This is a genomic window from Mycobacterium sp. IS-1496, from assembly GCF_001499995.1.
GTDB lineage: Bacteria > Actinomycetota > Actinomycetes > Mycobacteriales > Mycobacteriaceae > Mycobacterium.
The window spans coordinates 65,663-90,998 of record NZ_LQIU01000023.1; the positions used below are offsets into that span (position 1 = coordinate 65,663).

Consider the following 25,336-nt stretch of genomic DNA (forward strand, 5'->3'; position numbering starts at 1 on the left):
ACGAGGCCACGATGTGAAAACGGCCCCCGGAGTGGTCTCCGGGGGCCGTTTTACCTGGTAGCGGGGACAGGATTCGAACCTGCGACCTCTGGGTTATGAGCCCAGCGAGCTACCGAGCTGCTCCACCCCGCGTTGGTGAACAAGAGGTTACCCAAGCCCGGCTTGGTATTCCAAATCGGGCGCCTACCAGCACTTTGAGCACCGTCGCCCGGCCGCGACCGTGCGCAGAGTGCGCACCGCGAGCGGCGCGTCGCGGAGCAGACGCGCACGCTCGCGGTCAAAGGCTAGGTGCGGACGACCTGGCCGGTGCGGAACACCCCTGCCGGGTCGTAGCGCTCGGCCAGCGCGGCTAGCCAGTGCCTGACGTCGTCGGTGTAAACGCGTGCCGCGCGGCCCGGATCGCTCGACGGTGCGAAGTTCGGCAGCTGTCCACCCGTCGACCAGGGCGCCAGCGACGTCATCACCGCCGCGGCGTGTGCTGGCACCACCCCGGCGATCTGCGGCATCAGCGCCCCGATGGTCGTCAGCGCGAACGCCGCGTCGCGATGGCACAGCGCGCTGCGGTGCTGCGGCTCGCGCGTCAGCGCCCCACCGAGCTGGCGCACCTCCACGATCACCTGCACCGACTCCGAACCCGGCCCCGCGACGGCCAGCAGCGCCGCGGCGGCCGCCGGGTCGAAGCTGTGCAGCAGCGTGTGATCCTCGTGCACTGGCATCGGATCGACCGGGTCGGCGTGCACCGCACCGATCGCCGCATACGGCAGCACCCCGACGGTGTCCATCAACGCAGGCGCCACCGCTCGCATCGGCGCCAGGATGCGCTCGGCCTCCGCGAAGTCACCGAGCGCCGCATACCGCACCGCCACCGTCAACCGGCCCGCCAACGGCTCCGGCACCCCCGGCAGGGGCGGAAGCTGTTGCAGCGCAATCGAGGTGTTCACGGTCTCGGGCAGACCGCCGCACCAGTCCGCCCACGCCCGCAGCACCGCGGGCGCGTCAGCGCCGTCGAAGTAAATTGCCCCGCCGAAGAACTCGGGAATCGGCAGCAGGTCGAACTCCACCGAGGTGACGATGCCCAGCGTCGCCTTGCCGCCACGCAGACCCCAGAACAGGTCGGCATGCTCGTCGGGCGTCACCCGCAGCACCTCGCCTGTGCCCGTGACCAATTCGAATGCCCGCACGTGGTCCGACGACGCCCCCACCGTGCGCACCAGCGGTCCGATACCGCCACCGGTCAGAAAGCCCACGACCCCCACCCCGGGCGCCGATCCGACCACCGGCGCCAGGCCGTACGGGCAGGCCGCGTCCAGCACCTGCTGCCACCGCACCCCCGCCCCGACCCGCGCGGTGCGGTTCAACGCGTCGACGGCGCAGGCGGTCATCCCCGCGGTGACGATCAGGATCGTGCTCGGGTCCACCACGGTCGCCCCGTGCCCGGTCGCCTGCACCGTCGCCCGCAGACCGTGCGCGGCGGCGAACCGGACGGTGTCGGCGACATCCGGCGTCGACGTCGCGAGGACCACCGCGGCGGGCCGCACGTCGGCAGCGACGTTCCACGGAGTGCACCGCTCGTAGCCCGCCTCCCCCGGCATCGCCACCGGCGCGGACACATGGTCCCGGATGGCGGCCACGGGGTCGGCGAGGTCGTCGCGGGCGACGTCGGTCATGGTCATTCGATGGTCCTTTCACGGCACTGTGCTCGAAGTCGGTGCCCACCGTGCGGGAAGGTGCTTGGTGTCGGCTTGGAGCGCCGTGCCAAGTGGCCTCCAAGCCCGCTCACGCGAGCCGACGTGCCGATTCGGCGACCCCGCGCATGCCCAGCGCATCGGCGTCGGCGGCGAGCGCCCGTGCCGCCGCCTGCCGCTGCGGACCGGCGTCGGTGAGTTCGCAGCGCAACAGGCGGCAGCGCAGCAGTGCCGGGGCCGCCCCGGTCCTGGCCGCAATGTCCTCCGCCTCGGCGAGGTCACCCAGTGCGCGGTCGGTGTCGCCCATCAGGGCGTGCAGGCGCGCCGTGGCCAGGGCGACGGGCCCGACCACACCGACCTGCCCGATCACCGCGACCCGGTCGGAGAACGGAACAAGCCGGTCCATCAGCGTCGGTGCGAACTCGGCGAACCCGTAGTCGCACGCCAGATGCGCCAGCAGCACCGCGTGGCCGAGCGCGGTCCACACGTGCGGCCGGTACGGCGCGGCGTGCCACTCCTGCAACCGGGCCAGCGCCTGCGCCCGCGCGTCGTCCCCGCGGTCGACGGTGAGCAACGCGGTGTGGACCAGCCCCACCATCCCCTGGCCCCCACTCTCGGAGTCGGCCCGCAGCCCCGGCCAGCCCGGTGCGACCGGTTCACCCTTCTCGCGGATCAACGTCACCGCGGCCACCAATCCGCTGCCGGCCTCGTACAGTTCGGTCTGCTCGTGGACCTCCGCCGCGATCCGGTGGTGGCGCTCCGCCTCCGCGAAGTCTCCGTGCCACACCGCCAGCACCGCCTCCATCCAGCGCAGCTGCGCCCGCAGCACCGGCAGACGCAGCTCCTCACTGCCCGAGATGCCCTCCTGCAGATGCAGTTTGGCCGCGTCGAGATCCGCGAGGTTGACCGCCGCCATGGTGGCCACCGAATGCGCGATCACGGTGTCCTCACGGGATCTGCTGTGGCCCAGCGCGTTCAGCTCCGCGGCCCACTCCACGGTCCGATGGCTGTAGACGCCCACCCCGGAGTAGGTGATCAACCGGCCCATCAGCACGTCGGCCACGACGTCGCGGTCACCGGCGGCCTCGGCCAACCGTGCCGCCCGTTCGAGGTACCCGGCCGACACCCCGGCGTCGGCGTGGTAGCAGTGCCCGACGGCCAGGGCGGCGAACACCCGCGCCCCGGCCGCCGGTTCCCCTTCGGCCAGCGCCGCGGCCCGTTCCAGCAGCGAGAGCAGTTCACCCGGGTCGTGGCCCGGCGCCAACCACGGCCAGCCGCCGCTGGCCCGCAGCAGTGCGCTGGCCAGGCGGCCGGCGGTCGCGGCCCGTCCACTGCGGACGGCTTCGCCGAGCTGTTCGGCCACGGTGTCGAGGACCAGTCGGCCACGCCCCGCGCGCGAATGCGCCTCCAGCATCGACACCGTCAGCCCGTCGCGTTCCTCCTCTGAGCGTGACGCCGCCGGCAACCGGTCGTAGGCGTCCAGCGCGGCCTGCCACCACCGCGCCGCGATGTCGGAACTCCACCGCGCGGTCGCGTCCTCGGCGGCCAGCCGGCAGGCCTGCACCACCGTTGCGGCGTCCACGAGCGGTTGGGCGGCGATGAGGTGCTGGGCGCGACGGGTCAGCGCTCCCTCCGCAGTGCTGCCGTCGAGCACGTCGGCGATCGTGGCGTGCAGGCGTTGTCGGCGCAGCGGCGGCAGACCGGCGATGAGGTGGTCACGCAGCAGTCCATGCGCGAACGCGTACCCGTCGCCGGTGTGGGCGGCGATCACGATCCGTTCGTCGGCCGCATCGTCGAGGTGGTCGGCCAGCGTGTCGACGTCCATCCCGGTGGCCTGAGCCAGCACCGGAACGGCATCGGAGTCGAGGGTGTCGCCGATGATCGCGGCCGTGCGCAGCACCTGGACGGCGGCCGGGTCCAGTCCGGCCAGCCGCCGGTCCAGCACCGATTTCACCGCGACCGGGATCTCGCTGCCCACCCGCTCGGCGCGGGGCAGCCGGGCGTACTCGGAGACGAAGAACGGGTTGCCGCCCGTGCGGCGGGCCAGCAGCGCCGCCTCGGCATCGGTCACCGGGTCGTCGGCGACCTGATTGGCCAGCGCCGCAACGTCTTCGGTGGACAACGCCGGAACCGCCACGTGCCGGTTGCGATCGCCGCGGGCCACGGTGGTCACCAGCCGCGACACCTCGGCGCTGTGGTCGCCGTCGCGCACGGTCAGGATCATCGCCACCGGGTGGTCCCGCAGCGCACCGGCGATGTAGGCCAGGCACGCCGCCGACGTGGTGTCCGCCCACTGCACGTCGTCGATCACCACCGCCAGGGTGCGCGGCGCCGATTCGAGGAGCGTCTGAATGCGTTCGTAGACATGGAATCTCGCGGTGTCCGGGTCGGCGTCGGGCGGCACCTGCAGCACCTCGTCGGGTTCGGCGCCCAACGCCCGCACCAACTGCCGCATCGGCCACCACGGTGGTGTCGCCTGCTCGTCGGGACAGCTCACCCACACAGTGTCCCCGCCGTCGCCCACCACCCGGGCGGCGATCTCCTCCGCCAGCCGGGTCTTGCCGATTCCGGCCGGGCCCGACAGCACCAGCCAGCGGGCCGCACCCGCCGCGACGTCGGCGAGAACACCGGCGGCCGTCGACAATTCGCGGCCACGGCCGATCAGCGGACCGCGCCGCGGGCCCACCGGCGTCGCGTCCTGCTCGACCGCGGGCGCGGCGGGCGTCGCCACCTCACCGGCGCCCGTCCACTCCGGGGACCGCGGCCACGCCGCCAACTCGGGCGCCTGCCGCAGGATCGCGGTCTGCAGTTCGCGGACCTCCCGCCCGGGCTGGACGCCGAGTTCGTCGTCGAGCAGCCGGGAGTGCCGGGTGTAGACGTCGAGCGCGTCGGCCACCCGGCCGGCCCGGTACAGCGTGAGCATGTGCAGCCAGCAGCCGCGGTCCGCCAGCGGTACGACCGAGCGTAATTCGGCCACCGCTGCCAACGCCCGCGGCACCCGGCCCAGCGCCAGAAGGGCCGTGATCCGGGCGTCCAGACAGTCCGACCGCAGCTGTTCCGCCCGGGCCGCCTCGCCGGCCACCCACGGCTCGTCGGACAGGTCGGCCAGCAGCGGTCCACGCCACCAGGCCAGCGCGTCGTCCGCGGCGGTCAGCGCCTCGTCCCAGTTACCGCTGTCGACGGCGGTGGCCGCCCTCGCGCAACCGGCCGCGAACACCGCGAGGTCGACCTGTCCGGGCTCGACGTCCAGGTAATACCCCGGTGGTTGCCGCACGATCGGCGACGCCACCTGCGACTGGCCCCCGTCGCGCAGGGCACGGCGCAGGTTGGAGATGTAGGCCTGCAGGCTTGCCGTCGAGCTGCCCGGGGCGTCATCACCCCAGACCGCGTCGATCAACCGGTCCACCGACACGACGCGCCCCGCCGCGAGCAGCAGCACGGCCAGCACCGCGCGCTGCTTCGGCGGGCCGATGTCGACCGGGGAGTCCGCCTGCGTCACCTGCAGCGGTCCCAGCAAACGAAACTGCACCGGAGAAGCTTACGGGCAGTTCCGCGTCGGGTCAGCGCGTCTCGGAGTACCTGTTCATCGCGTCGTCCAGCCGCTGCAGCGCCTCGCCGTAGTCGGCGAAGTTGCCGGTGCGCTGGGCGTCCTGCAGGCCGCTCATCGCTTCCTGGACCTCCTGCAGCGCCGCGGCTTTCGCCTCGGACAGCTGCTGCGGCCCCGTCGGCCCCGGCGGGATGGCGCCCGCGGGAGGCGGTGTCGGCGCGCGGCCGGCCTGATTGTTCGGGGTCTGCGCCGTGGGCTGCTGACCGTCGGCCGGTTGCTGGGCGGCCGGCTGACCGTCGGGCAGATTGGCGGGTGCGGGGCCGGTGGCGGTCGCGTCGGCGCCCGGACCGAACAGGTCGGTCAGCGCGTCGCGCACCGTCGGGCCGTAGCCGACCTGATCGTTGTAGAACATGGCCACGCGGATCAGGCGTGGGTACGTCGACGCCGCGTCGCTGGTGCCCGGCGAGGCGTACACCGGCGCCACGTAGAGCAGACCGCCCGGGCCGACCGGAAGGGTCAGCAGGTTGCCCCACCGAATCCGGTTCTGGTTGTCCCGGCCGATGACGCCGAGGTCCTGGCTGACCGCGGTGTCGGTGCTGATCGCGTTGAACGCCAGCTTCGGACCGTTGACCTGACCCGGAATGGTCAGCACCGTGATCTGCCCGTAGTTCTCGGGATCAGAACTCGCGCTCATGTATGCGGCGAGGAAGTCACGGCGGAACCGGTTCATCGCGCTGGTCAGCTGGAAGGCCGCCGAACTGTTGTTCTCGGCAAGGTCTTTCGCGACGATGTAGTACGGCGGCTGGAAGCTGCTGGCGGTGGGGTTCGGATCCAGCGGCACGTCCCAGAAGTCCGACGTCGAGAAGAACGTCACCGGATCGTCGACGTGGTACTTCGCCAGCAGCGCGCGCTGCACCTTGAACAGATCCTCGGGGTAGCGCAGATGCTCCTGGAGCTCCGGCGAGATGTCGGCTTTGGGCTTGACCGTGTCGGGGAACACCTTCATCCACGCCTGAAGGACAGGATCGGTCTCGTCCTGGGCGTACAGCGTCACCGTGCCGTCATAGGCGTCGACGGTGGCCTTCACCGAGTTCCGGATGTAGGACACCTGCTTGTTGAGCGCCAACCGGTTGACGGCCACCTCGTTGGAGTCCGCCGTGGCCGACGACAACGACGTCAACTCGGAGTACGGGTAGTTGTCGAGCGTGGTGTAGCCGTCGACGATCCACACGATCTTGCGGTTGACGATGGCCGGGTACACCGTGGTGTCGGTGGTCAGCCACGGCGCGACGGCCTCCACCCGGTCGGCGGGGTCACGGTTGAACAGGATCTTGCTGTTCTCGCCGATGACGTTGGAGAACAGGAAGTTGCGCTCGGCGAACTTCGCCGCGAACAGGCTTCGCGTCAGCCAGTTCCCGATCGGCACACCACCGGACCCGGTGTAGGTGTAGTTGCGGGTCTCGACGTTGTTCTCGTAGTCGTACTCGCGCGGAGTGCCGTTCTCGCCGACGATCGCGTAGTCCGACGGGGTGTTGGCGATCACCGGGCCGAAGTAGATGCGCGGCTGGTCCAGCGGCGCGGGCCCCGGCGAGGCGACGTTGCCGTTGGCCCCCACCACGCTGGCCAGGAACTCCGGGTAACCGCCGTTCTGGTTGGGGTCGTTGGCGATCCCGCGGACCGTGTTCGCCGGCGAGGCGATGAACCCGTTGCCGTGGGTGTAGACGGTGTGCCGGTTGATCCAGTCCCGCTGGTTGTCGATCAACCGGTCGGGATTGAGCTCGCGGGCGGCGACCACGTAGTCGCGCAGGTTCCCGTCCTCGTCGCGGTAGCGGTCCATCGCCAGCTGTTCGGGGAAGAAGTAGAAGTTCTTGCCCTGCTGGAACTGGGTGAAGGCCGGGCTGACGATGTTCGGGTCGAGCACGCGGATGTTCGAGGTGGTCGCCCGGTCGGCGGCCACCTGCTGTGCGGTCGCCGGCGCGTTGCCCGGATAGTCGCGGTAGGTGACCACGTCGTCGGTCAAGCCGTAGGCCTGCCGCGTCGCGGCGATGCTGCGCGCGATGTACTCGCTCTCTTTCTGCGCGGCGTTGGGCTTGACACTGAACTGTTCGACCACCATCGGCCAGCCCGCCCCGACGACCAGCGACGAGAGCAGCAGCAGCACGACACCGATCGCGGGGATCCGCAGGTCGCGCAGCACGATCGCGGAGAACACGGCCACCGCGCAGATCACCGCGATCGCCAGCATGATCAGCTTGGCGGGCAGCACGGCGTTGATGTCGGTGTAGCCGGCGCCGGTGAACGGCTTGCCGCCGCGGGTGTGGCTGAGCAGTTCGTAGCGGTCGAGCCAGTAGGCGAACGCCTTGAGCAGGATCAGGATGCCGACCAGGGCGACCAGCTGGATGCGTGCCGAGCGGGTCAGCGCCCCGTTGCGCCCGGTCAGCCGGATGCCGCCGAACAGGTAGTGGCCCAACAGGTTCGCGATGAAGGCGAGGAACGTCGCGACGAACAGATAGCTCAGCACCAGTCGGTAGAACGGCAGGTCGAAGGCGTAGAACCCTAGGTCGAGGCCGAATTGCGGGTCGGTGACGCCGAATTCGCCGCCGTGCAGGAACAGCTGGATGCGCACCCAGTAGCTCTGCGCGACGATGCCGGACAGGATGCCGATGAACGCCGGGATGCCGAAGCCGAACAGCCGCAGCCGCGCCATCACCGTCGTGCGGTAGCGGGCGATCGGGTCGTTGGGGCCCGCGGTCGGGACGAACACCGGCCGGGTGCGGTAGGCCAGCGCGAGGCCGGCGAAGACGATCGCCCCGATCAGCAGGGAGACCACCAGGAAGACGACGACGCGGGTGAACAGCACCGTGGTGAACACCGACCGGTAACCGAGTTCGCCGAACCACAGCCAGTTCACATAGGTGTCGATGAACCGCGGTCCGATCAGCAGCAGCACCACCACGGCGAGGGCGACACCGATCAGAATCCGGCTTCGTCGTGTCAGCTTCGGCATCCTCGCGGGGGGCCGCATACCCACTTGGTGTCTCCAGTTTCACTCACGGGAAAGGGGGACGTCGTCACCGACGTGCCCCAACTCTACGCACCGGCCGGTTCGTGTTCGATCAGCACCGTGGTGGTTCGCCACCAGCGGAAATCGCGTTGAGCGCGTCGACGGCCTCGGTCAGTGTGCCGACCTTGACCAGCTCCAGCCCGTCCTGCGGTTCGGACTTGGCCTCGGCGCAGTTGTCGGCGGGTACGAGGAACACGGTGGCGCCGGCCTCCCGCGCGGCCAGGGTCTTGTGAGTGATGCCGCCGATCGACCCGACCTCGCCGTCGCCGGTGATGGTCCCGGTGCCCGCGACGAACTTGCCGCCGTTGAGCTCGCCCGAGCTGAGCTTGTCGACGACCGCGAGGCTGAACATCAGTCCCGCCGACGGCCCGCCGATGTTGGCCAGGTTGAAGTCGATCTTGAACGGCGCCCACGGGGCGTCGACGACGCCGATGCCGAGGTACCCGTAGTCCCTGTCCTCGTTCTTGCCGAGCGTGACGGTGGCGGTCCCGAGCGGATCGTTCTCGTCCTTGCGCCGGAAGTCGAGCACCAGCTCGTCGCCGGGTTTGGTGGTCTTCAGCAGCGCCTGGAACTCCTCGACGTCGGCGACCGGTCTGCCGTTGACCGCGTCGATGGCGTCGCCGTCCTTGAGCTTGCCCGCCGACGGTCCCGGGTCGGTCACGCTCTCGACGGTGACCGCGCGCGGGTACTTCAGATACGACAGGGCGGCGTACTCGGCGTTGTCCTCGGAGTTGCGGAAATCGGCGGTGTTGGCCTCGTCGATCTCGTCCTTGCTCTTGTCCGGCGGGTAGACGAGTTCGCGGGGCACCAGCTGTTCGCGCCCCGACATCCACAGCGTCATCGCCTGGCCGAGGGTCAGGCCGTCGCGCTGCGACACCGTCGTCATGTTCAGATGCCCGGACGTCGGCTTCACCTCGGTGCCGGTGATGTCGACGACCTCTTTGCCGTCCACCTCGCCGAGGGTGTCGAAGGTGGGCCCGGGGCCCAGCGAGACGAACGGGACCGTCACCGCAGAGAGCAGCACGCCGAACGCCACAATCGGGACGAGCGCGATCAGCAGCGTCAGAATCCGCCTGTTCACGCCGCCCACAGTAAGGGAGCACCGGCTCCGTTCACTGACGGCGTGACCGGGCGCACCGCACCACCCGCCGCCTGTGAGTACCGTTGACGGCATGGCTGACCTGCCTTTCGGCTTCTCCTCGGGTGACGACCCGGAGCGAGACAAGCGCAAGAAGGACCCCGACGAGGGGTCCGGTCCGGGCAATTCGCCGTCGGATCCGTTCAGCTCGATGTTCGGGCAGGGCGGCGCCGGCTTCGACATGTCCGACCTCGGCCAGATCTTCACCAAACTCGGTGAGATGTTCAGCGGCGCAGGCAACATGGCCGCCGGCGGCGCCCAGTCCGGACCGGTGAACTACGACCTCGCGCGGCAACTGGCGTCCAGCGCGATCGGGTTCGTCGCGCCGGTGCCCCCACAGACCGCATCGGCGATCGCCGACGCGGTGCACCTCGCCGAGACCTGGCTCGACGGCGTCACCCCGCTGCCCGCGGGCACCACCCGCGCGGTCGCCTGGACACCCACCGACTGGATCGACAACACGCTGGCGACCTGGAAGCGGCTGTGCGACCCGGTGGCCGAGCAGATCTCCACGGTGTGGGCCTCGGCGCTGCCGGAGGAGGCCCGCGCGATGGCCGGGCCGCTGCTGGCGATGATGTCGCAGATGGGCGGCATGGCGTTCGGCTCACAGCTCGGGCAGGCGCTCGGCAAGCTGTCCAAGGAGGTGCTGACGTCCACCGACATCGGGCTGCCGCTCGGCCCGAAGGGTGTGGCCGCCCTGCTCCCGGAGGCCGTCGAGGCGTTCTCGGAGGGGCTCGAGCAACCGCGCAGCGAGGTGCTGACGTTCCTGGCCGCGCGGGAAGCCGCGCACCACCGGCTGTTCAGCCACGTGCCGTGGCTGTCGAGCCAGTTGTTGTCGGCGGTCGAGGCGTTCGCCCGCGGCATGAAGGTCGACATGAGCGGCATCGAGGATCTGGCCCAGGGCATCAACCCGGCGGCGCTGACCGATCCGTCACAGATGGAGCAGCTGCTCAACCAGGGCATCTTCGAACCGAAGGCCACCCCGGAGCAGGTCGCGGCGCTCGAACGGCTCGAGACCCTGCTCGCACTCATCGAGGGCTGGGTGCAGACCGCGGTCACCGCCGCGCTCGGCGACCGCATCCCCGGCACCGGTGCCCTGTCGGAGACACTGCGCCGACGGCGGGCCACCGGCGGACCCGCCGAGCAGACCTTCGCCACCCTGGTCGGGCTCGAACTGCGCCCGCGCAAGCTGCGGGAGGCCGCGGTGCTGTGGGAGCGCCTCACCGAAGCGGTCGGCCCCGACGCCCGCGACGGCGTGTGGCAGCACCCGGATCTGCTGCCGTCGTCGGACGACCTCGACGAGCCGGCCGCGTTCATCGACCGGATCGTCGGCGGCGACACCAGCGGTCTCGACAGTGCGATCGAGGAGGCCTTCAGCGACCTCGACGCCGACCTCGACAAGGGCCAGGACGACGGCCCCGAGGACGAACAGCGCTAGTTGTCCACAGCCCTGTGGATGAGCGCGGGGTGATGCCGCCGCCGCGTGGCAGAGTCCTTTGATGTCCGCTTCCGCGACGTCCCGGTACGTGCTCGACGCGGCCCTGCCGGTGCTCCTGCGCCCGGACGGCGCGGTGCAGCTCGGATGGGATCCACGCCGCGCGATGCTGGTCCGCCCGCCGGCCGGGCTGACCGCCTCGGCACTGGCCGATCTGCTGCGGGCGCTGCAGGCCGGGATGACGATGGCCGACCTGCGCGCCGAGGCAGACCGGCACGGGACCGCCGACCCGGCCGACCTCGCCGAACTCGCGTCCGCGCTCGCGGACGCGGGCGTACTGACCACCGACCCGCCTCGCCGCCGCCGCACCCCGAACGTCCGGATCCACGGCCGCGGACCGCTGTCCGATCTGCTGGTCGCGAGCCTGCGGTGTTCGGGCGCCCGCGTCGGACACACCCGCACCCCGAAGGCGCCCGCCCCGCCCGAGGCCACCGACCTCGTCGTCCTGGCGGACTACCTGGTGACCGAACCCCGGATGGTGCGCGATCTGCACACCGCGCGCGTCGCGCATCTTCCGGTCCGGGTGCGCGACGGCACCGGGCTGATCGGACCGCTGGTGTTCCCGGGCCGCACGAGCTGCCTGGCCTGCGCTGATCTGCACCGCAGTGACCGCGACGCGGCGTGGCCGGCGCTGGCGGCCCAGCTGCGCGGCACCGTCGGCACCGCCGACCGGGCAACCGTGCTGGCCACCGCGGCCGTCGCGCTCGACCGCATCCACCGGGTGCTGCGGGCGGTCCGCGACACCGGCGACCCCACGAGCGCGGCGGACCCGGCCGCCACGGACACCACCTGGGAATTCGACGTCGGCACCCGCACCACCGTCGTGCGGCGGTGGCCGCGGCATCCGCGCTGCACCTGCTGAGGACCGGTTGTGGTCCGTTCGCTGTCGGTTGGACCGGCGCCGTCATGGATGATGGTCTGGTGGCTGACATCAAGCGCGGGCGCGCCGCCCGCAACGCGAAGCTGGCGAGCCTGCCGGTCGGCATGGCCGGGCGCGCGGCGCTGGGCTTCGGCAAACGGCTGACCGGCAAATCCCGCGACGAGGTCAACGCCGAACTGATGGACAAGGCGGCCCAACAACTCTTCACCGTGCTCGGCGAGCTCAAGGGCGGCGCGATGAAGGTCGGCCAGGCCCTGTCGGTGATGGAGGCCGCCATCCCCGAGCAGTACGGCAAGCCGTACCGCGAGGCGCTGACCAAACTGCAGAAAGACGCCCCACCGCTGCCCGCCGCCAAGGTGCACCGGGTGCTCGACGCCCAGCTGGGCACCAAGTGGCGGGAGCGCTTCGCCTCCTTCGACGACAAGCCGATCGCCTCGGCCAGCATCGGCCAGGTGCACAAGGCGGTGTGGGCCGACGGCCGCGAGGTCGCGGTCAAGATCCAGTACCCCGGCGCCGACGAGGCGCTGCGCGCCGACCTGAAGACGATGCAGCGCATGGTCAGTGTGCTCAAGCAGCTCGCACCCGGCGCAGACGTCCAGGGCGTCGTCGACGAGCTCATCGAGCGCACCGAGATGGAGCTCGACTACCGGCTCGAGGCCGACAATCAGCGGGCGTTCGCCAAGGCCTACGAGGGCGATCCGAACTTCGTGGTGCCACACGTGGTGGCCAGCGCCCCGAAGGTCGTCATCCAGGAATGGATCGACGGGATCCCGCTGTCGCACATCATCCGGGAAGGCACCCAGGAACAGCGCGACTTGATGGCCACCCGCCTGTTCGAATTCTGCGACGACGCGCCGACACGCCTCGGGATGGTCCACGGCGACGCCCATCCCGGCAACTTCATGTTGATGTCCGGTAACCGGATGGGCATCATCGACTTCGGCGCGGTGGCGCCGATGCCCGGTGGCTGGCCGGTCGAGCTCGGCCAGCTCCTGCGCTATGCAGTGGACAAGAACTACGACAAACTGCTGCCGACCATGGAGCGTGCCGGGTTCATCCAGAAGGGCCAGCAGGTTTCCGTCCGCGAGATCGACGACATGCTCAAGCAGTACGTCGAACCCCTCGAGGTTCCGGTCTTCCACTACAGCCGTAAGTGGCTGCAGAAGATGACGACGCTCGAGCTGGACAAAGCGGCCGGGCAGATCAAGGCCGCCCGCCAGATGGACATCCCGCCCAAGCTCGCGATCCCGATGCGGGTGATCGCGTCGATCGTCGCGATCTCGTGCCAGCTGGATGCGCATGTGGACACCCGACGCATCGCCGAGCAGATGGTGCCGGGATTCGCCGACCCCGACGCGGTGTAGCGCCGGGGTCGGGACGAAAGTTACGCCGCGACAGCGCCTTCCGCGTTCTTGCGTGGGCGGCCACGCGGACGCTTACGCGCGACGACGGTGCCTCGTTCGAAGATCTCGCCGCCCCAAACCCCCCACGGCTCCTGACGCTCCAGCGCCGCCGTCAGGCACTCGCGGCGGATCGGGCACTGCGCACACAGCGTCTTGGCGCGCTCGAGGTCGGCGGGGCTCTCGGCGAACCACAGATCGGGATCGCCGACATGACACGGCAATTCGGGTAGCACCCTCTCGAGGCATGTCTCCACGGACATGAGATTCCTGCTTCCTGGTCGGTGTTTCCTCGGCCATCTGTCTTTGGCTGGATCCGAGACCAGGTCTTTGGTGGGAGTTCCCCTGGAAAGACCATGGCCACGGATCCGGCGACTGCGGGTCCGTGGCCATTCGGCTTGGTTGGGGGCTTACCTGGGTAGGGCCCCGTTCCACGGACTGCGGGTCGCGGCGGTAGCGGCACGGCGCTTGCGCTGCGCGGGAATGGCAGCGCGCATGGCCGCGGCATGAGCCGGAATGCCGGCCGGTGCCCACGCGGGATGCGGTGCTGCGACGGAGATCGGAGCGACCGTCCGAAGGGTGCGTGCGATGCCGGCAACGGCTACGCCGGTGAACACGAAATTGCTGTCCATGATCCGGGCACCCTCCTTTCTTCTCGCCGCCCAACGTGTGATCTTGAGGCTAGAGCCTAGCAGCGAAAACGCACAACTCATTTTCTACCAGCGGTTTTGGCGCGATCTTTGCGGTAGGTGGCAGTCTCAGCCGCGCGCGTTGACCAACGACAGAACGTCGGCGCCGTACTGCTCGAGCTTGCGAGCGCCGATCCCGGGGATCGCGACAAGCGCCGCCTCGTCGGTGGGCAGCGACTCGGCGATGGCGATCAGCGTGTTGTCGGTGAACACGACGAAGGCCGGGACCCCGAGTTCCTTCGACGTCCGCAGCCGCCACTCCTTGAGCGCCGCGAGCAGCTGTTCGTCGATGTCGGAGGAGCAGGTCTCGCAGCGGCGCAACATGATCGCCGCGGGCGTCGTCAGCGCGTTGTTGCACACCCGGCAGCGCGGTGTCGCCCCCTTGGCGCGGCGCGGCCGGTTCGCCGACGGCTCGGACGCGGCCTGCGGCGCCACCCCGTTGAGGAACCGCGACGGCCGCCGGCCCTGACGTCCGCCCGGCGCCCGGGCCAGCGCCCAGCTCAACGTGAGATGCACGCGCGCCCTGGTGATTCCGACGTAGAGCAGCCGGCGTTCCTCCTCCACCGGCTCACTGTCGGGGCCGTGGGTCAGCGCGTGCGAGATCGGCAGGGTGCCGTCGGCCAGGCCGACGAGGAAGACCGCATCCCACTCCAGCCCCTTGGCCGCGTGCAACGACGCGAGCGTGACGCCCTGGACGACGGGTGGGTGCCGGGCATCGGCGCGCTGGCGCAGTTCGGTGACCAGACCGCGGATGTCCAGACCCGGCCGCAGCGCGACCTCTTCGTCGACGAGTTCGGCCAGTGCGCTGAGCGCCTCCCAGCGTTCCCGGGCGCGGGTGCCCGCAGGCGGCTCCGCGGTGAGCCCGAGCGGTTCGAGCACGGCCCGGACGATATCGGCCACCTCGCCCTCGACGTCGCGTTCGGCGGCGCGCTGCAGCGCGACGAGCGCCTGGCGGATCTCCTGGCGGCTGAAGAAGCCCTCGCCGCCGCGCACCTGGAACGCGATGCCGGCCTCGGTGAGCGCCTCCTCGTACACCTCCGACTGCGCGTTGATGCGGTACAGCACGGCGATCTCCGCGGCGGGGGTGCCCGCGTCGAGCAGCCTGCGGATGTCCTTGGCGACGGCCGCGGCCTCGGCCACCTCGTCGGAGTGCTCCGCGAACGACGGTGTGGGCCCCGGCGGGCGCTGGCCGACCAGGTGCAGCTTGCTACCCGCCATGCGGCCGCGCGCGGCGGCGATCACGCGGTTGGCCAGCGACACCACCTGCGGGGTGGAGCGGTAGTCGCGTTCGAGCCGGATCACCGCGGCGTCGGGGAACCGGCGCGAGAAGTCCAGCAGGTAACGCGGGGTGGCCCCGGTGAACGAGTAGATGGTCTGGTTGGCGTCGCCGACGACGGTCAGGTCGTCACGGGGGCCGAGCCACGCGTCGAGCACCCGTTGCTGCAGGGGCGTCACGTCCTGGTATTCGTCGACGACGAAACAGCGGTAGCGGTCGCGGAACTCGGTGGCCACCGCGGCGTCGTTCTCGATCGCGGCGGCGGTGTGCAGGAGCAGGTCGTCGAAGTCGAGGAGCGCGGTGCCGTCGTGGCGGGCCTTGAGTGCCTCGTACCCGGCGTAGACGGCGGCCACCTTCGCGGCGTCCATCGGGATGTCACGCCCGGCCTGCGCGACCGCGCCCGGATAGGCCTCAGGGCTGATCAGCGACGCCTTCGCCCATTCGATCTCGCCGGCGAGGTCACGGACGTCGTCGGTGCCCGCCTGGACGCGGGCCCGGTTGGCGGCCTGGGCGACCACGGAGAACTTGCTGTCGAGCAGTTGCCATGAGGTGTCGCCGACGACGCGGGGCCAGAAGTACCGCAGCTGACGGCGGGCGGCGGCGTGGAACGTCATCGCCTGGACCGATCCGGTGCCGACGCCGCCGGCCTCCTGGTCGAGCGCCCGCAGCCGGGCCCGCATCTCCCCCGCGGCGCGGGACGTGAAGGTCACGGCCAGCACCTGCCCGGGCGCGACGTGGCCGGCGGCGACGAGGTGGGCGATCCGGCGGGTGATGGTGCGGGTCTTGCCGGTGCCGGCACCGGCGAGCACGCAGACCGGCCCCCGGGGCGCCAGGACGGCCTCGCGCTGTTCCTCGTCCAGGTCGGCAAGCAGCCGCTCCCGCGACGAGGTGGGGACCTCGACTGGCATGCGACCCATCTTGACAGGGCGCACCGACAACCGCCCGGTCCGTGTCGGGCATGTCGAGCGGGTCGGTAACGTTGCAGACCTTATGAGTGCTGCTGACACCTTGACCATGTACACGACCACGTGGTGCGGCTACTGCGTCCGCCTCAAGAAGGCGTTGCAGGTCGAGGGCATCCCGTGGACCGAGGTCGACATCGAACGTGACCCCGCCGCGGCGGAGTTCGTGATGTCGGTCAACGGCGGCAACCAGACCGTGCCGACGGTCAAGTTCCCCGACGGTTCGGCGCTGACCAACCCGAGCATCAAGGACGTCAAGGCCAAACTCGGCCGCTGACCCCTCGCCGAGATCGACGAAACGGCGCGATCTACTCGCACTTCCGCGCCCATGTGTTCGTTTCGGCGTTAGGTGGCGAACGCCCAGGACTCGATGATCTCCCGGGCGATCGAGATCGAGCCGGGCAGCAGCAGCCGCGACGGCGATCCGCCCGCGGCGGCGTTCCAGTCGCCTTCGGCCAGCGCGGCGCGCACCTCGTCGCGGGTGAACCACCCGGCCTCGGCGATCTCGCCGTCGTTGAACGCGAACGGCTGTTCCGGATCGCCGAGCGCGTGGAAACCCACCATCAGCGAGCGCGGGAACGGCCACGGCTGGCTGCCCAGGTAGCGCACGTCGGTCACGGTCAGCCCGACCTCTTCGGCGATCTCGCGCACCACGCACGATTCGAACGATTCGCCGGCCTCGACGAACCCGGCGAGGATCGAGAACAACCGCTCCGGCCACAGCGTCTGGCGGGCGAGCACCGCACGGTCGTGCCCGTCGTGCACCAGGCAGATCACCGCGGGGTCGATGCGGGGGAACTCCTCGTGCCCGGTGACCGGGTTCACCCGTGACCACCCCGCCTTGACCGGCTTGGTGGGCGCGCCGTCGACCGGGCTGAACCGGGCGTGGTCGTGCCAGTTGAGCAGCGCGGTGGCGGTGGCCACCAGTTGTGCGCTCGTGTCGTCGAAGATCTGACCGGCCCGGCGCAGGTCGAGCACCTCGGCGTCGGAGCCGTCCTCGGGCGCCTCCAGCGCGGCCCTGACGCCCCACACGTGACGGCCGTCGCGCAGGCGTCCGAGGAAGACCGCGTGCTCCGGCGGCGCGTCGCCCAGCGCACTCGCCCGCCCCAGCACCGCCTGCCCCCCGGCGATCAGCACCTGGTTGCGCCGGTCCACCCGCAGCAGCAGCGCATCGGCCCAGCCTGCGGTGGCGGCGTCGATGTCGGTCCGCAACGTGTCGGCGCGGTCGGCGCCGACACGCGACAGCAGCGGGGTGTTGCGCAGCGACGTGAAGTCGCTCACCGTTCGGCGTCCGCGCTGCGGATGTAGAGCAGCCGGTCGCCGGTCTCCAACGCGTCGACCTCGGGGGCGTCGACGCGCACCAGGCCCCCGTCGCGCACGACGCCGAGCACGATGTCGTGCAGATGTCGCGGCGAACCGCCCACCTCCTTCGGGCTGACCTCGCGTTCGGCGATCGCGAAGCCGGCATCGGGGGTGAGCAGGTCCTCCATCATCTCCACCACGCTCGGGGTCTGCGTGGCGATGCCCAGCAGGCGGCCCGCCGTCTCGGAGGAGACCACGGTGGAGTCGGCGCCGGACTGGCGCAGCAGGTGCTGGTTCTCGGCCTCCCGCGCGGCGGCGATGATCTTCGCGTTGGGTGCGAGCTCGCGTGCGGTGAGGGTGACGAGCACCGCGCTGGCGTCGTTGTCGGTGGCGACGATGATCGATTTGGCGTGCTGCGCGCTGGCCAGCCGCAGCACCTCGGCCTTGGTGGCGTCACCGTGGACGGTGACCAGCCCGGCGCTTCTCGCCCGCTCCAGCGCCGTGGCGTTCTCGTCCACGACGACGATGTCGGCCGGGGCGACCTCGTCACCGACCATGGCGGCCACCGCGGTGCGGCCCTTGGTGCCGTAGCCGATGACGACGGTGTGGTTGCGCACTCTGCTCCTCCATCGCTGGATCTTCAACGCCTGGCGCGACTGGCTGGTCAGTGTCTCCACCGTCGTACCGATCAGCACGATCAGGAACGCCACCCGTAGCGGCGTGATCACCAGGACGTTGATCAGCCGCGCTTCCGGGGTGACCGGCGTGATGTCGCCGTAGCCGGTGGTCGACAGCGACACGGTCGCGTAGTACACGCAGTCCAGGAACGACAGCGGATCGCTCGAGTCCGGCGAGTCGCCGATGTCGCGGTAGCCGTGCCGGTCGAGGTAGACGATGATGACCGCGGCGAACAGGGCGCCCGCCGCGTAGATGATCCGCCGGATGATGCGCTGGGTCGGGCTGATGAACGGCTCGGGAATGCGCAGCACGTCGACCAGCGCCGCGTCCGGCCGCGTCGTCAGATCCTGCTCGATGGCGGCGAGCCGGCGCCGCAGACGTCCTTTAGCCACGAGAGTCCGTCACCGGGTGGGGCTGCCGCACCAGCACAATGTAATCATGACCTCTCCCTCAGCCGTACTGCAGCGCAACACCGGGTCCAAGCTGGCCAATCGGATGGCGGCCATGCTGACCGGTATCGGCATCCTGCACTTCGTCGCCCCGAAGCCGTTCGACGGGATCATCCCGGCGGAGTTGCCCGGCAGCCCGCGGTTCTACACCTACGCCTCGGGGGTGGTCGAACTCGGTGTCGCCGCCGCGCTGGCGGCGCCGCAGACCCGTAAGGCGGGAGCGCTGGCCGCCGTCGCGCTGTACGTGGCGGTCTTCCCCGGCAACGTCAACATGGTGCGGCTGTGGTGGGACAAGCCGTGGCCGATGCGCATCGTCGCCCTGGCCCGGCTGCCGCTGCAGGTTCCGATGATCACTCAGGCGCTCAAGATCTACCGCACCTCCTGACGCGCCGGTTCCCGCGCCGCCTCCAGCAGCGCCGCCAGATCCTCGACGTCCGGCAGCCCCGCCGGGCGCACCGTCTGGTTGGGGCGGACGTAGTGGAATGCCGCGCGCACCCGCTCCACCGGGCACCCGCTGAGTTGCGCCCACGCCAGCCGGTAGACGGCGAGCTGGATCGCGGCGTGCTGCGCGGCTGCGGGCGTGTCCGGCGGCGCTCCGGTCTTCCAGTCGACGACGGTGGCGCCGCCGTCGTCGTCGGCGAACACCGCGTCGATGCGACCCCGCACCATCGTCTCGCCGATGACCATGTCGAACGGCACCTCGACGTCGATCGGCGTGCGGGACGCCCACGGCGACACCATGAACGCGGTCTGCAATTCGGTGAGTTGTTCGGCCTCGGTGCGTCTGATGTCGCTGTCGACGGCTCCGGGCAGATCATCGAGATCGAACAGCCGCTCGGCGCCGAAGTAGCGCTGCACCCAGTCGTGGAAGGCCGTGCCGAGCGACGCATTCGGGTCGGGGCGAGCGGGCACCCGCCGGTTGAGGCGGGCCAGCACCGCTTCCGGGTCGTCGCTGAGGCTGACCAGCGTGCTGACCGACACCTCGGCGGGCAACGCCGGCGACGGCTTCTGCGCGGCCCGCTCCCGTTCGGCGAGCAGCGCGTCCACGTCGGCCGCCCAGCCGTCCACATCGTCAACCGGCCCCGCCGCACCCGCCATCGCCCTGGTCACCAACTCCGCACCGCGGTCGAGCGCGGCACGCCGATCACCGGCCGGGTCGGCGGGCCACGGCACCTCCGTGACGTTGTCGCGCAACGGGTTCTTCTCCCCGTCGGGGGGCGGCGGCGCCCACTGGTCGACCACTGCGCACGGTTGACCGGCCTGCTCAGCGCGGTCGACGATGTCCTTGAGCTCCTCGAGGAACTCCGACGGGCCCCGCGGCTTCGCCTCCGTCCCACCCCAGTGGTGCCCCGAGAGCAGCAGCGTGTCCTCGGCGCGGGTCAGCGCGACGTAGAGCAGTCGGCGCTCCTCGTCGGTGCGGCGCTGCTCGAGGCGGCGCTTGTGGTCGTTGATCCTGTCGGACAGGATCTTTCGGTCGTTGACGTCGGAGGTGTCGAGCACCGGTACGCCATGCTCGGTGGTGGTCGCCCGGTCACCCCGTAGCAGCGGAGGCAGATCGGCCGGATCGGTCAGCCACGTCCGGGCCTGCGCGGTCGACGGGAAGATCCGTCCGCTCAGGTGCGGCACCGCCACCACCTGCCATTCCAGTCCCTTGGCCGCGTGCACCGTCAGGATCTGCACCCGCTCGGTGGAGACCGCGAGATCCGCGGGCGCCAGCCCGTTCTCCCGCTCCATCGCCGCATCGAGGTAGGCGAGCAGCCCGCCGACCGTGGCGCCGGGGCGGCCCGCGTAGTCGGCGACGACGTCGACGAACGCGTCGAGATGCTCGGTACCCGACCAGCCCGACGGCACCGGCATACCGGCGCGGGCCTCGACGTCGACACCGAGCACCCGGCGCACCTCGGCGACGAGGTCGGGCAACGCCATCCCGAGATGACCACGCAGCAAGGTCAATTCGCGACCGAGCGCCACGATGCGCCGGTAGCCCTCCGGCGAGTACCGTTCGGCGGCACCCGGGTCACAGATCGCGTCGGCCAGGCAGGCGGCATCGGCGTCCGGCGCGTCGTGCGCGACGATCTCGGCCGCCGTCGCCTCCGGACCAGGTCCGCCGTCGTCCAGTTCGACGGCCCGCCGCCACAGCGCCGCGATGTCGCGTCCACCGAGACGCCACCGCGGTCCGGTCACGGTGCGCATCGCCGCCGCACCCGCGGTGGGATCGGCCACCAGACGCAACATCGCCACCACGTCCGCGACTTCGGCGACCCCGAGCAGACCCGCCAACCCCACCACCTCCACGGGCACCCCCCGCGCGGTGAGCGCCTCGGCCATCGGCGCCGCGTCGGCGTTGCGACGCAGCAGCACCGCCGCCGTGGGCGGGGCCTCGTCCTCGGCCCGGCCGGCGTGGTAGCGCCGCGCCACCTCGTCGGCCACCCAATCACGTTCTGCAGCAACGTCGTTGAGCAGGGCCAACCGGATGGTCCCCGGCTCGGCGCCCGGCCGTGGCCGCAGCGACCGCACCGCCACGGAACGCTGCCGCGCTTCCGTGGACACCGCGTTGGCCAGATGCAATGTGCTCGGCGGATTGCGCCAACTGGTGCGAAGCTCCAGAACGCGGGCGGGGCTGCCGTCGGAGAGCGGGAAGTCGGTGGCGAAGCGGGGCAGGTTGGTCGCCGACGCGCCGCGCCACCCGTAGATCGACTGGATGGGGTCGCCGACCGCGGTCAACGCCAGGCCGTCGTCCACACCGCCACCGAACAACGCCGACAACGCCACCCGCTGCGCGTGCCCGGTGTCCTGGTACTCATCGAGCAGCACCACGCGGTACCGGGCCCGCAGCTCGGCGCCGACCTGAGGGAATGCGGCGGCCAGCCGGGCGGCGGCGGCCATCTGCATCCCGAAGTCCATCACCTTCTCCGACTGCATCCGCCGGTGCAGGGCGTCGATCAGCGGGATGAGCTCGGTGCGCTCGGTCTGCGTCGCCAGCATCCGCAGCAGCCACTGGCTCGGCCCCCGGTCGCGTTGATAGGGCCCGGCGGGCAGCGTGTGCACCAGCCGCTCGAGTTCGACGTGGGTGTCGCGCAGTTCGCCGGTGTCGACCAGATGCTCGGCCAGTTGCCCGGCGAGGCGAAGCACCATGTCGGTGACGGCCGCCGGTGTCTTGTCGATGTCGAGCGGGCCGGGATGTTCGCACACCACGCGATACGCCAGCTGCCACAGTTCGGTCTCCCCGACCAGCCGGGTGTCCGGCTCGATCGGCAGCAGCAGACCGTGTTCACGCAGCAGGCTGCCGGCGAACGCGTGGTAGGTGTTGACCGTCGGCGGGTCGTCGGCGGTGTCGAGACCGGGCACCAGCCCGGCACCGGACAGCCGCGCCAGCCGGGTGCGCACCCGGCGCAGCAACTGACCGGCCGCCTTGCGGGTGAAGGTCAGCCCGAGCACCTGGCCCGGGGTGGCGTAGCCGTTGGCGACCAGCCACACCACCCGGGCGGCCATCGTCTCGGTCTTGCCCGCACCCGCCCCGGCGATCACGACGACCGGGCCCGGCGGCGCCGCGATCACCGCCGCCTGTTCGTCGGTGGGGGCGAAAAGTCCGAGCGCCGAGGCCAATTCGGCGGGACTGAACCGCGCGGTCATGCCCGCTCTCCCGCGGACTGGGCGGGGCAGCTGCTGCGCACCGGGCAGTGTGTGCAGTTGGTGTTGACCCGTGCGACGAATGCCGGCCCCTGCGTGGCGGCCGCGGCCTCGCCCACGTCGCTCCTCCACTGCGCGACCGCGTCGGCGGTCATCGCGTCCTGCTCGCGTTCAGTCGGCCCGGCCGCGCCGCTCTTGCCCAGGTACACCAGCTTGCCGCCGCCGGGCACGTCGCCCTCGGCGAGCAGACCCGCCGCGACGGCCAGTTGGTACATCGCCAGCTGGGCGTGCCGCTGAGCGTCGTCCTTGGTGACCGGGCTCTTGCCCGTCTTGATGTCCACGACCACCAGCCGGCCGGCGCTGTCGCGCTCCAACCGGTCGAGGCGCCCGCGCACCCGTACCGCAGGCCGGCCGTCAGCCGCGTCGCAGATGACGCCGTCGACGTCCACCTCGGTGCCGACCTCGGTCAGCTCGCGGCGCGTCTGAGCGCGCCACTGCTCGAACGCCGACAGCATGGCCTGATGGCGGGTCAGCTCGTTGGCGGCGTGCCACTGCGCCTCGTACGGCAGGTCCTCCCACACCCGCTCGAGGTCGTTGAGCAGCTGACTCTCCGTCCGCCCCGATTCCGACACCAGCGCGTGCAGCAGTGATCCGACCGCGGACCGCACGTCGCGGCCGTCGCGGCCGCCGTGGCGCTCGAGCAACCAGCGCAGCGGGCAGTCGGTCAAAGTCTGCAACGTCGACGGTGACAACGTGACCACCTGCTGTTCGTCGCTCCACAGCGGTTCGTCGGTGGACAGCGCGGTCATGGCATGCCACTGGCCGGGGTCCGCACCCGGGACTCCCGCCGCGGCGAGCCGCGCGAGCTGGGCGGCCGCACAGTCGCGGGCCGCGCCGTCGACGGCGCCGTCGGGTGCGCACACCACCGCGCGCAGCCGGCCGACCAGCGCGGACGGCGCCAGGACGCGCGGGGCCCGCACGGGAGCCTGCGGACCGTCATCCTCATCGGTGGCCAGTGCGGTCAATTCCTGGCAGAACGGCGACGGCAACATCGCCTCGGCGCCGGAGTCGCTGTCCACGGCGGTCACCAGGACCCGGCGCCGGGCGCGGCCGAGCGCGGCGACCAGCAGCCGGCGTTCCTCCGCGAGCAGCGGTGCGCGCGTCGACACGGTGTCCGAGGCGGAATCGGTCACGCCGTCGAGGATGTCGACGAGGCGTTGGGTGCCCAGCACGCCGCCGCGCGGAATCGTGTTCGGCCACAACCCTTCCTGTAGGCCGGCGATGACGACGAAGTCCCATTCGCCGGCCAGTGCCGCGTGGGCGCTGAGCACGGCGACGGCCTGCGGGTCCCGCCGCTCGCCGCGGCGGCCCGGAGGCAGGCCGAGCGCCGCCACGTGATCGAGGAAGCCCCGAACCGACGCGCCCGCGGTGCGGGTGACGTACTGGTCGGCGACATCGAACAGGGCGGTGACGGCGTCGAGATCGCGGTCGGCCTGCGCGCCGGCGGCTCCGCCGCGCTCGGCGGCCGCCAGCCACCGCCGCTGCAGACCGCTGCGGTGCCAGGCCTGCCACAGCGTGTGCCGCGGGTCGAGGCCGTCGTCGACGCTGCGGCGCGCCGCCGCCAGCACGGACCGCACCCGGCGCAGCGGCCGCTGCAATTCCGCCGACACCTCCGGCGGCGGTCCGGTGAGCGCGCCGACCAGCAGGTCCGTGAACTCCCGCGGTGGCCGGCTGCCGTCGGCGCGGCGCAGCGCCCGGCGCACCTGGCGCATCGTGACCGGATCGACCCGGCCGATCGGTCCGGCGAGCAGCGCCTCGGCCTGGGCGCCGGTCACACCGTCGGCGGTGGCCTCGAGCACCGTCAGCAGGGCTCGCGCGGCGGGCTCCTCGACCAACGGCGCCGCCGCGGGCAGGTCGACGGGCACCCCGGCGGCGGCCAGCGCACGCGCCAGCGGCGCCCCGGCGCGCGGCAGCGAACGCACGATGACGGCCATCTCGGACCACGGCACGCCGTCGACGAGGTGCGCGCGCCGCAGCGCATCGGCGATGAGCGCGGATTCGGCATGTGCCGTGGCGGCGATTCGCACGGCGACCGAACCGTCGTCGTCGGAGGTGCCGGCGACCTCGCGGCGCTGCCCCGGCAGGCGCCGCGCGATACCGGATATCGCGCGCGCCACCGCGGGTGCGCACCGGTGCGACCGGGTCAGCGCGATCGTGCTGCCCTCCTCCATGCGCAGCAGCGCCGGATCGGCGCCGCGGTAGCCGAACACCGACTGGTCCGGGTCACCGGCGAGCACCGTCAGGTCGGCGCCCGCGGCCAGGACCCGCACCAGGCGGGCGGCCTGCGGGTCGAGGTGCTGGGCGTCGTCGACCAGAAGCAGGCCGATGCGGTTGCGCTCGGCCGCCAGCAGGTCGGCGTCCGTGGCGAACGCCTCGAGCGCGGCGCCGACGAGTTCGGCCGCCCCGAGTGCGGGTGTGGTCGCCTGGGGGGCGGCCATGCCCACCGCCGAGCGCAGCAGCATGATCTGCTCGTAGGCCTGCGCGAACCGGCCGGCGGCCGCCCACTCCGGACGGCGGGACAGGCGGCCGAGGCGTTGCAGCGCAACGGGATCGACCCCGCGTTCGGTGCAGCGGGCCATCAGGTCGCGCAGTTCGGTGGCGAAGCCTGCGGTGGTGAGTGCGGGCCGCAGTGCGGCGGGCCAGGCCACCGCCGAACGGTCACCGTCCTCGAGATCACCGGCGAGCAGCTCGCGGATGATGCCGTCCTGTTCGGCGCTGGTGATCAACCGCGGCGGGGCATCGCCGTTGCGCTGGGCGGCCAGCCGCAGCACCGCGAACGCGTACGAGTGGACGGTGCGCACCAGCGGTTCGCGCACCACCTGACGGGCGCCGCCCTCGAGCAGCCTGCGGGTCACCGCCGCGCGGGCCGCCGACCGCAGCGACGCCGAACCGGTCAGGAGCAGAACCGATTCCGGATCGACGCCGGCGGCGATGTGCGCGGCGGCCGTGTCGACGAGCAGTGTCGACTTCCCGGTCCCCGGACCTCCGAGCAGGCGCACCACGCCGCGCCGCCCGGGCTCGAGCAGCGTGCGCGGCTCGGTCTGCTCGGCGGTGGTCGATTCGACGTCCGGTGCGGTCATG

15 protein-coding genes and 1 tRNA gene are annotated in these 25,336 nt (G+C 71.4%); 5 read left to right on the top strand and 11 right to left on the bottom strand.

Annotated elements, in window-relative coordinates; genetic code table 11:
• Positions 1–55: 55 nt before the first annotated feature.
• From AU195_RS13480 to AU195_RS13500, 5 genes are all read right to left on the bottom strand, one after another.
• Positions 56–132: transfer RNA gene (locus tag AU195_RS13480), tRNA-Met, on the bottom strand.
• A 152-nt stretch (positions 133–284) separates the two neighbouring features.
• Positions 285–1,673: an FAD-binding oxidoreductase gene (locus AU195_RS13485; protein ID WP_059159570.1), complete on the bottom strand. Its 1,389-nt coding sequence runs from the start codon at positions 1,671–1,673 to the stop codon at positions 285–287.
• A gap of 103 nt (positions 1,674–1,776) precedes the next feature.
• Positions 1,777–5,214, bottom strand: coding sequence for an ATP-binding protein (locus AU195_RS13490; RefSeq protein WP_502687341.1), 3,438 nt, complete (start codon positions 5,212–5,214; stop codon positions 1,777–1,779).
• Between the two features lie 31 nt (positions 5,215–5,245).
• Positions 5,246–8,263, bottom strand: a complete 3,018-nt coding sequence (locus AU195_RS13495; RefSeq protein ID WP_059159571.1) for a UPF0182 family protein — start codon at positions 8,261–8,263, stop codon at positions 5,246–5,248.
• Between the two features lie 85 nt (positions 8,264–8,348).
• Positions 8,349–9,377, bottom strand: a complete 1,029-nt coding sequence (locus AU195_RS13500) for a YlbL family protein (protein ID WP_059159723.1) — start codon at positions 9,375–9,377, stop codon at positions 8,349–8,351.
• Between the two features lie 73 nt (positions 9,378–9,450).
• Here AU195_RS13500 and AU195_RS13505 point away from each other — a divergent pair, with 73 nt between their 5' ends.
• From AU195_RS13505 to AU195_RS13515, 3 genes are all read left to right on the top strand, one after another.
• Positions 9,451–10,872 (top strand): zinc-dependent metalloprotease, encoded by a 1,422-nt coding sequence (locus tag AU195_RS13505; RefSeq protein ID WP_172800567.1) that lies wholly within the window; start codon positions 9,451–9,453, stop codon positions 10,870–10,872.
• Between the two features lie 61 nt (positions 10,873–10,933).
• The gene (locus AU195_RS13510; protein WP_059159573.1) at positions 10,934–11,791 is read left to right on the top strand and encodes a hypothetical protein; all 858 of its coding nucleotides are present in this window, start codon (positions 10,934–10,936) and stop codon (positions 11,789–11,791) included.
• A gap of 44 nt (positions 11,792–11,835) precedes the next feature.
• A complete protein-coding gene (locus tag AU195_RS13515; protein WP_059159724.1) occupies positions 11,836–13,173 on the top strand; it encodes a macrolide-binding ATPase MABP-1 in 1,338 nt (445 codons plus the stop codon).
• Between the two features lie 20 nt (positions 13,174–13,193).
• On the opposite strand, the gene AU195_RS13520 is transcribed toward AU195_RS13515, so the two are convergent.
• Positions 13,194–13,472, bottom strand: coding sequence for a WhiB family transcriptional regulator (locus tag AU195_RS13520; protein WP_059159574.1), 279 nt, complete (start codon positions 13,470–13,472; stop codon positions 13,194–13,196).
• Positions 13,473–13,967: 495 nt separating this feature from the next.
• Positions 13,968–16,082, bottom strand: coding sequence for an ATP-dependent DNA helicase UvrD2 (locus AU195_RS13525; protein WP_172800568.1), 2,115 nt, complete (start codon positions 16,080–16,082; stop codon positions 13,968–13,970).
• Between the two features lie 82 nt (positions 16,083–16,164).
• On the opposite strand from AU195_RS13525, the gene AU195_RS13530 reads away from it, so the two are divergent.
• Complete coding sequence (locus AU195_RS13530) at positions 16,165–16,413, top strand: mycoredoxin (RefSeq protein ID WP_059097740.1); 249 nt, start codon at positions 16,165–16,167, stop codon at positions 16,411–16,413.
• Between the two features lie 68 nt (positions 16,414–16,481).
• Here the strand turns inward: AU195_RS13530 and nudC are convergent, their stop codons facing one another.
• Both nudC and AU195_RS13540 read right to left on the bottom strand, forming a co-directional pair.
• Positions 16,482–17,417 (bottom strand): NAD(+) diphosphatase, encoded by a 936-nt coding sequence (gene nudC / locus AU195_RS13535; protein ID WP_059159576.1) that lies wholly within the window; start codon positions 17,415–17,417, stop codon positions 16,482–16,484.
• Positions 17,414–18,508 carry a potassium channel family protein gene (locus tag AU195_RS13540; RefSeq protein WP_059159577.1) on the bottom strand — a complete coding sequence of 365 codons (1,095 nt, stop codon included), beginning with the start codon at positions 18,506–18,508 and terminating at the stop codon, positions 17,414–17,416. Before AU195_RS13540 ends, nudC begins: the two co-directional genes overlap by 4 nt.
• A 46-nt stretch (positions 18,509–18,554) precedes the next feature.
• On the opposite strand from AU195_RS13540, the gene AU195_RS13545 reads away from it, so the two are divergent.
• The gene (locus tag AU195_RS13545) at positions 18,555–18,950 is read left to right on the top strand and encodes a DoxX family protein (RefSeq protein WP_059159578.1); all 396 of its coding nucleotides are present in this window, start codon (positions 18,555–18,557) and stop codon (positions 18,948–18,950) included.
• On the opposite strand, the gene AU195_RS13550 is transcribed toward AU195_RS13545, so the two are convergent.
• Both AU195_RS13550 and AU195_RS13555 read right to left on the bottom strand, forming a co-directional pair.
• The gene (locus AU195_RS13550; RefSeq protein ID WP_059159579.1) at positions 18,935–22,198 is read right to left on the bottom strand and encodes an ATP-dependent helicase; all 3,264 of its coding nucleotides are present in this window, start codon (positions 22,196–22,198) and stop codon (positions 18,935–18,937) included. The genes AU195_RS13545 and AU195_RS13550 overlap by 16 nt on opposite strands.
• Positions 22,195–25,335 (bottom strand): ATP-dependent helicase, encoded by a 3,141-nt coding sequence (locus tag AU195_RS13555; RefSeq protein WP_059159580.1) that lies wholly within the window; start codon positions 25,333–25,335, stop codon positions 22,195–22,197. Before AU195_RS13555 ends, AU195_RS13550 begins: the two co-directional genes overlap by 4 nt.
• Position 25,336: the final 1 nt, after the last annotated feature.

Excerpts from the sequence above, each read along its gene's own strand:
- AU195_RS13485 (WP_059159570.1), bottom strand. The coding sequence starts at position 1,673 with ATGACCATGACCGACGTCGCCCGCGACGACCTCGCCGACCCCGTGGCC.
- AU195_RS13510 (WP_059159573.1), top strand. The coding sequence starts at position 10,934 with ATGTCCGCTTCCGCGACGTCCCGGTACGTGCTCGACGCGGCCCTGCCG.
- AU195_RS13515 (WP_059159724.1), top strand. The coding sequence starts at position 11,836 with ATGGATGATGGTCTGGTGGCTGACATCAAGCGCGGGCGCGCCGCCCGC.
- AU195_RS13520 (WP_059159574.1), bottom strand. The coding sequence starts at position 13,472 with ATGTCCGTGGAGACATGCCTCGAGAGGGTGCTACCCGAATTGCCGTGT.
- AU195_RS13525 (WP_172800568.1), bottom strand. The coding sequence starts at position 16,082 with ATGCCAGTCGAGGTCCCCACCTCGTCGCGGGAGCGGCTGCTTGCCGAC.
- AU195_RS13530 (WP_059097740.1), top strand. The coding sequence starts at position 16,165 with ATGAGTGCTGCTGACACCTTGACCATGTACACGACCACGTGGTGCGGC.
- AU195_RS13545 (WP_059159578.1), top strand. The coding sequence starts at position 18,555 with ATGACCTCTCCCTCAGCCGTACTGCAGCGCAACACCGGGTCCAAGCTG.
- AU195_RS13550 (WP_059159579.1), bottom strand. The coding sequence starts at position 22,198 with ATGACCGCGCGGTTCAGTCCCGCCGAATTGGCCTCGGCGCTCGGACTT.
- AU195_RS13555 (WP_059159580.1), bottom strand. The coding sequence starts at position 25,335 with ATGACCGCACCGGACGTCGAATCGACCACCGCCGAGCAGACCGAGCCG.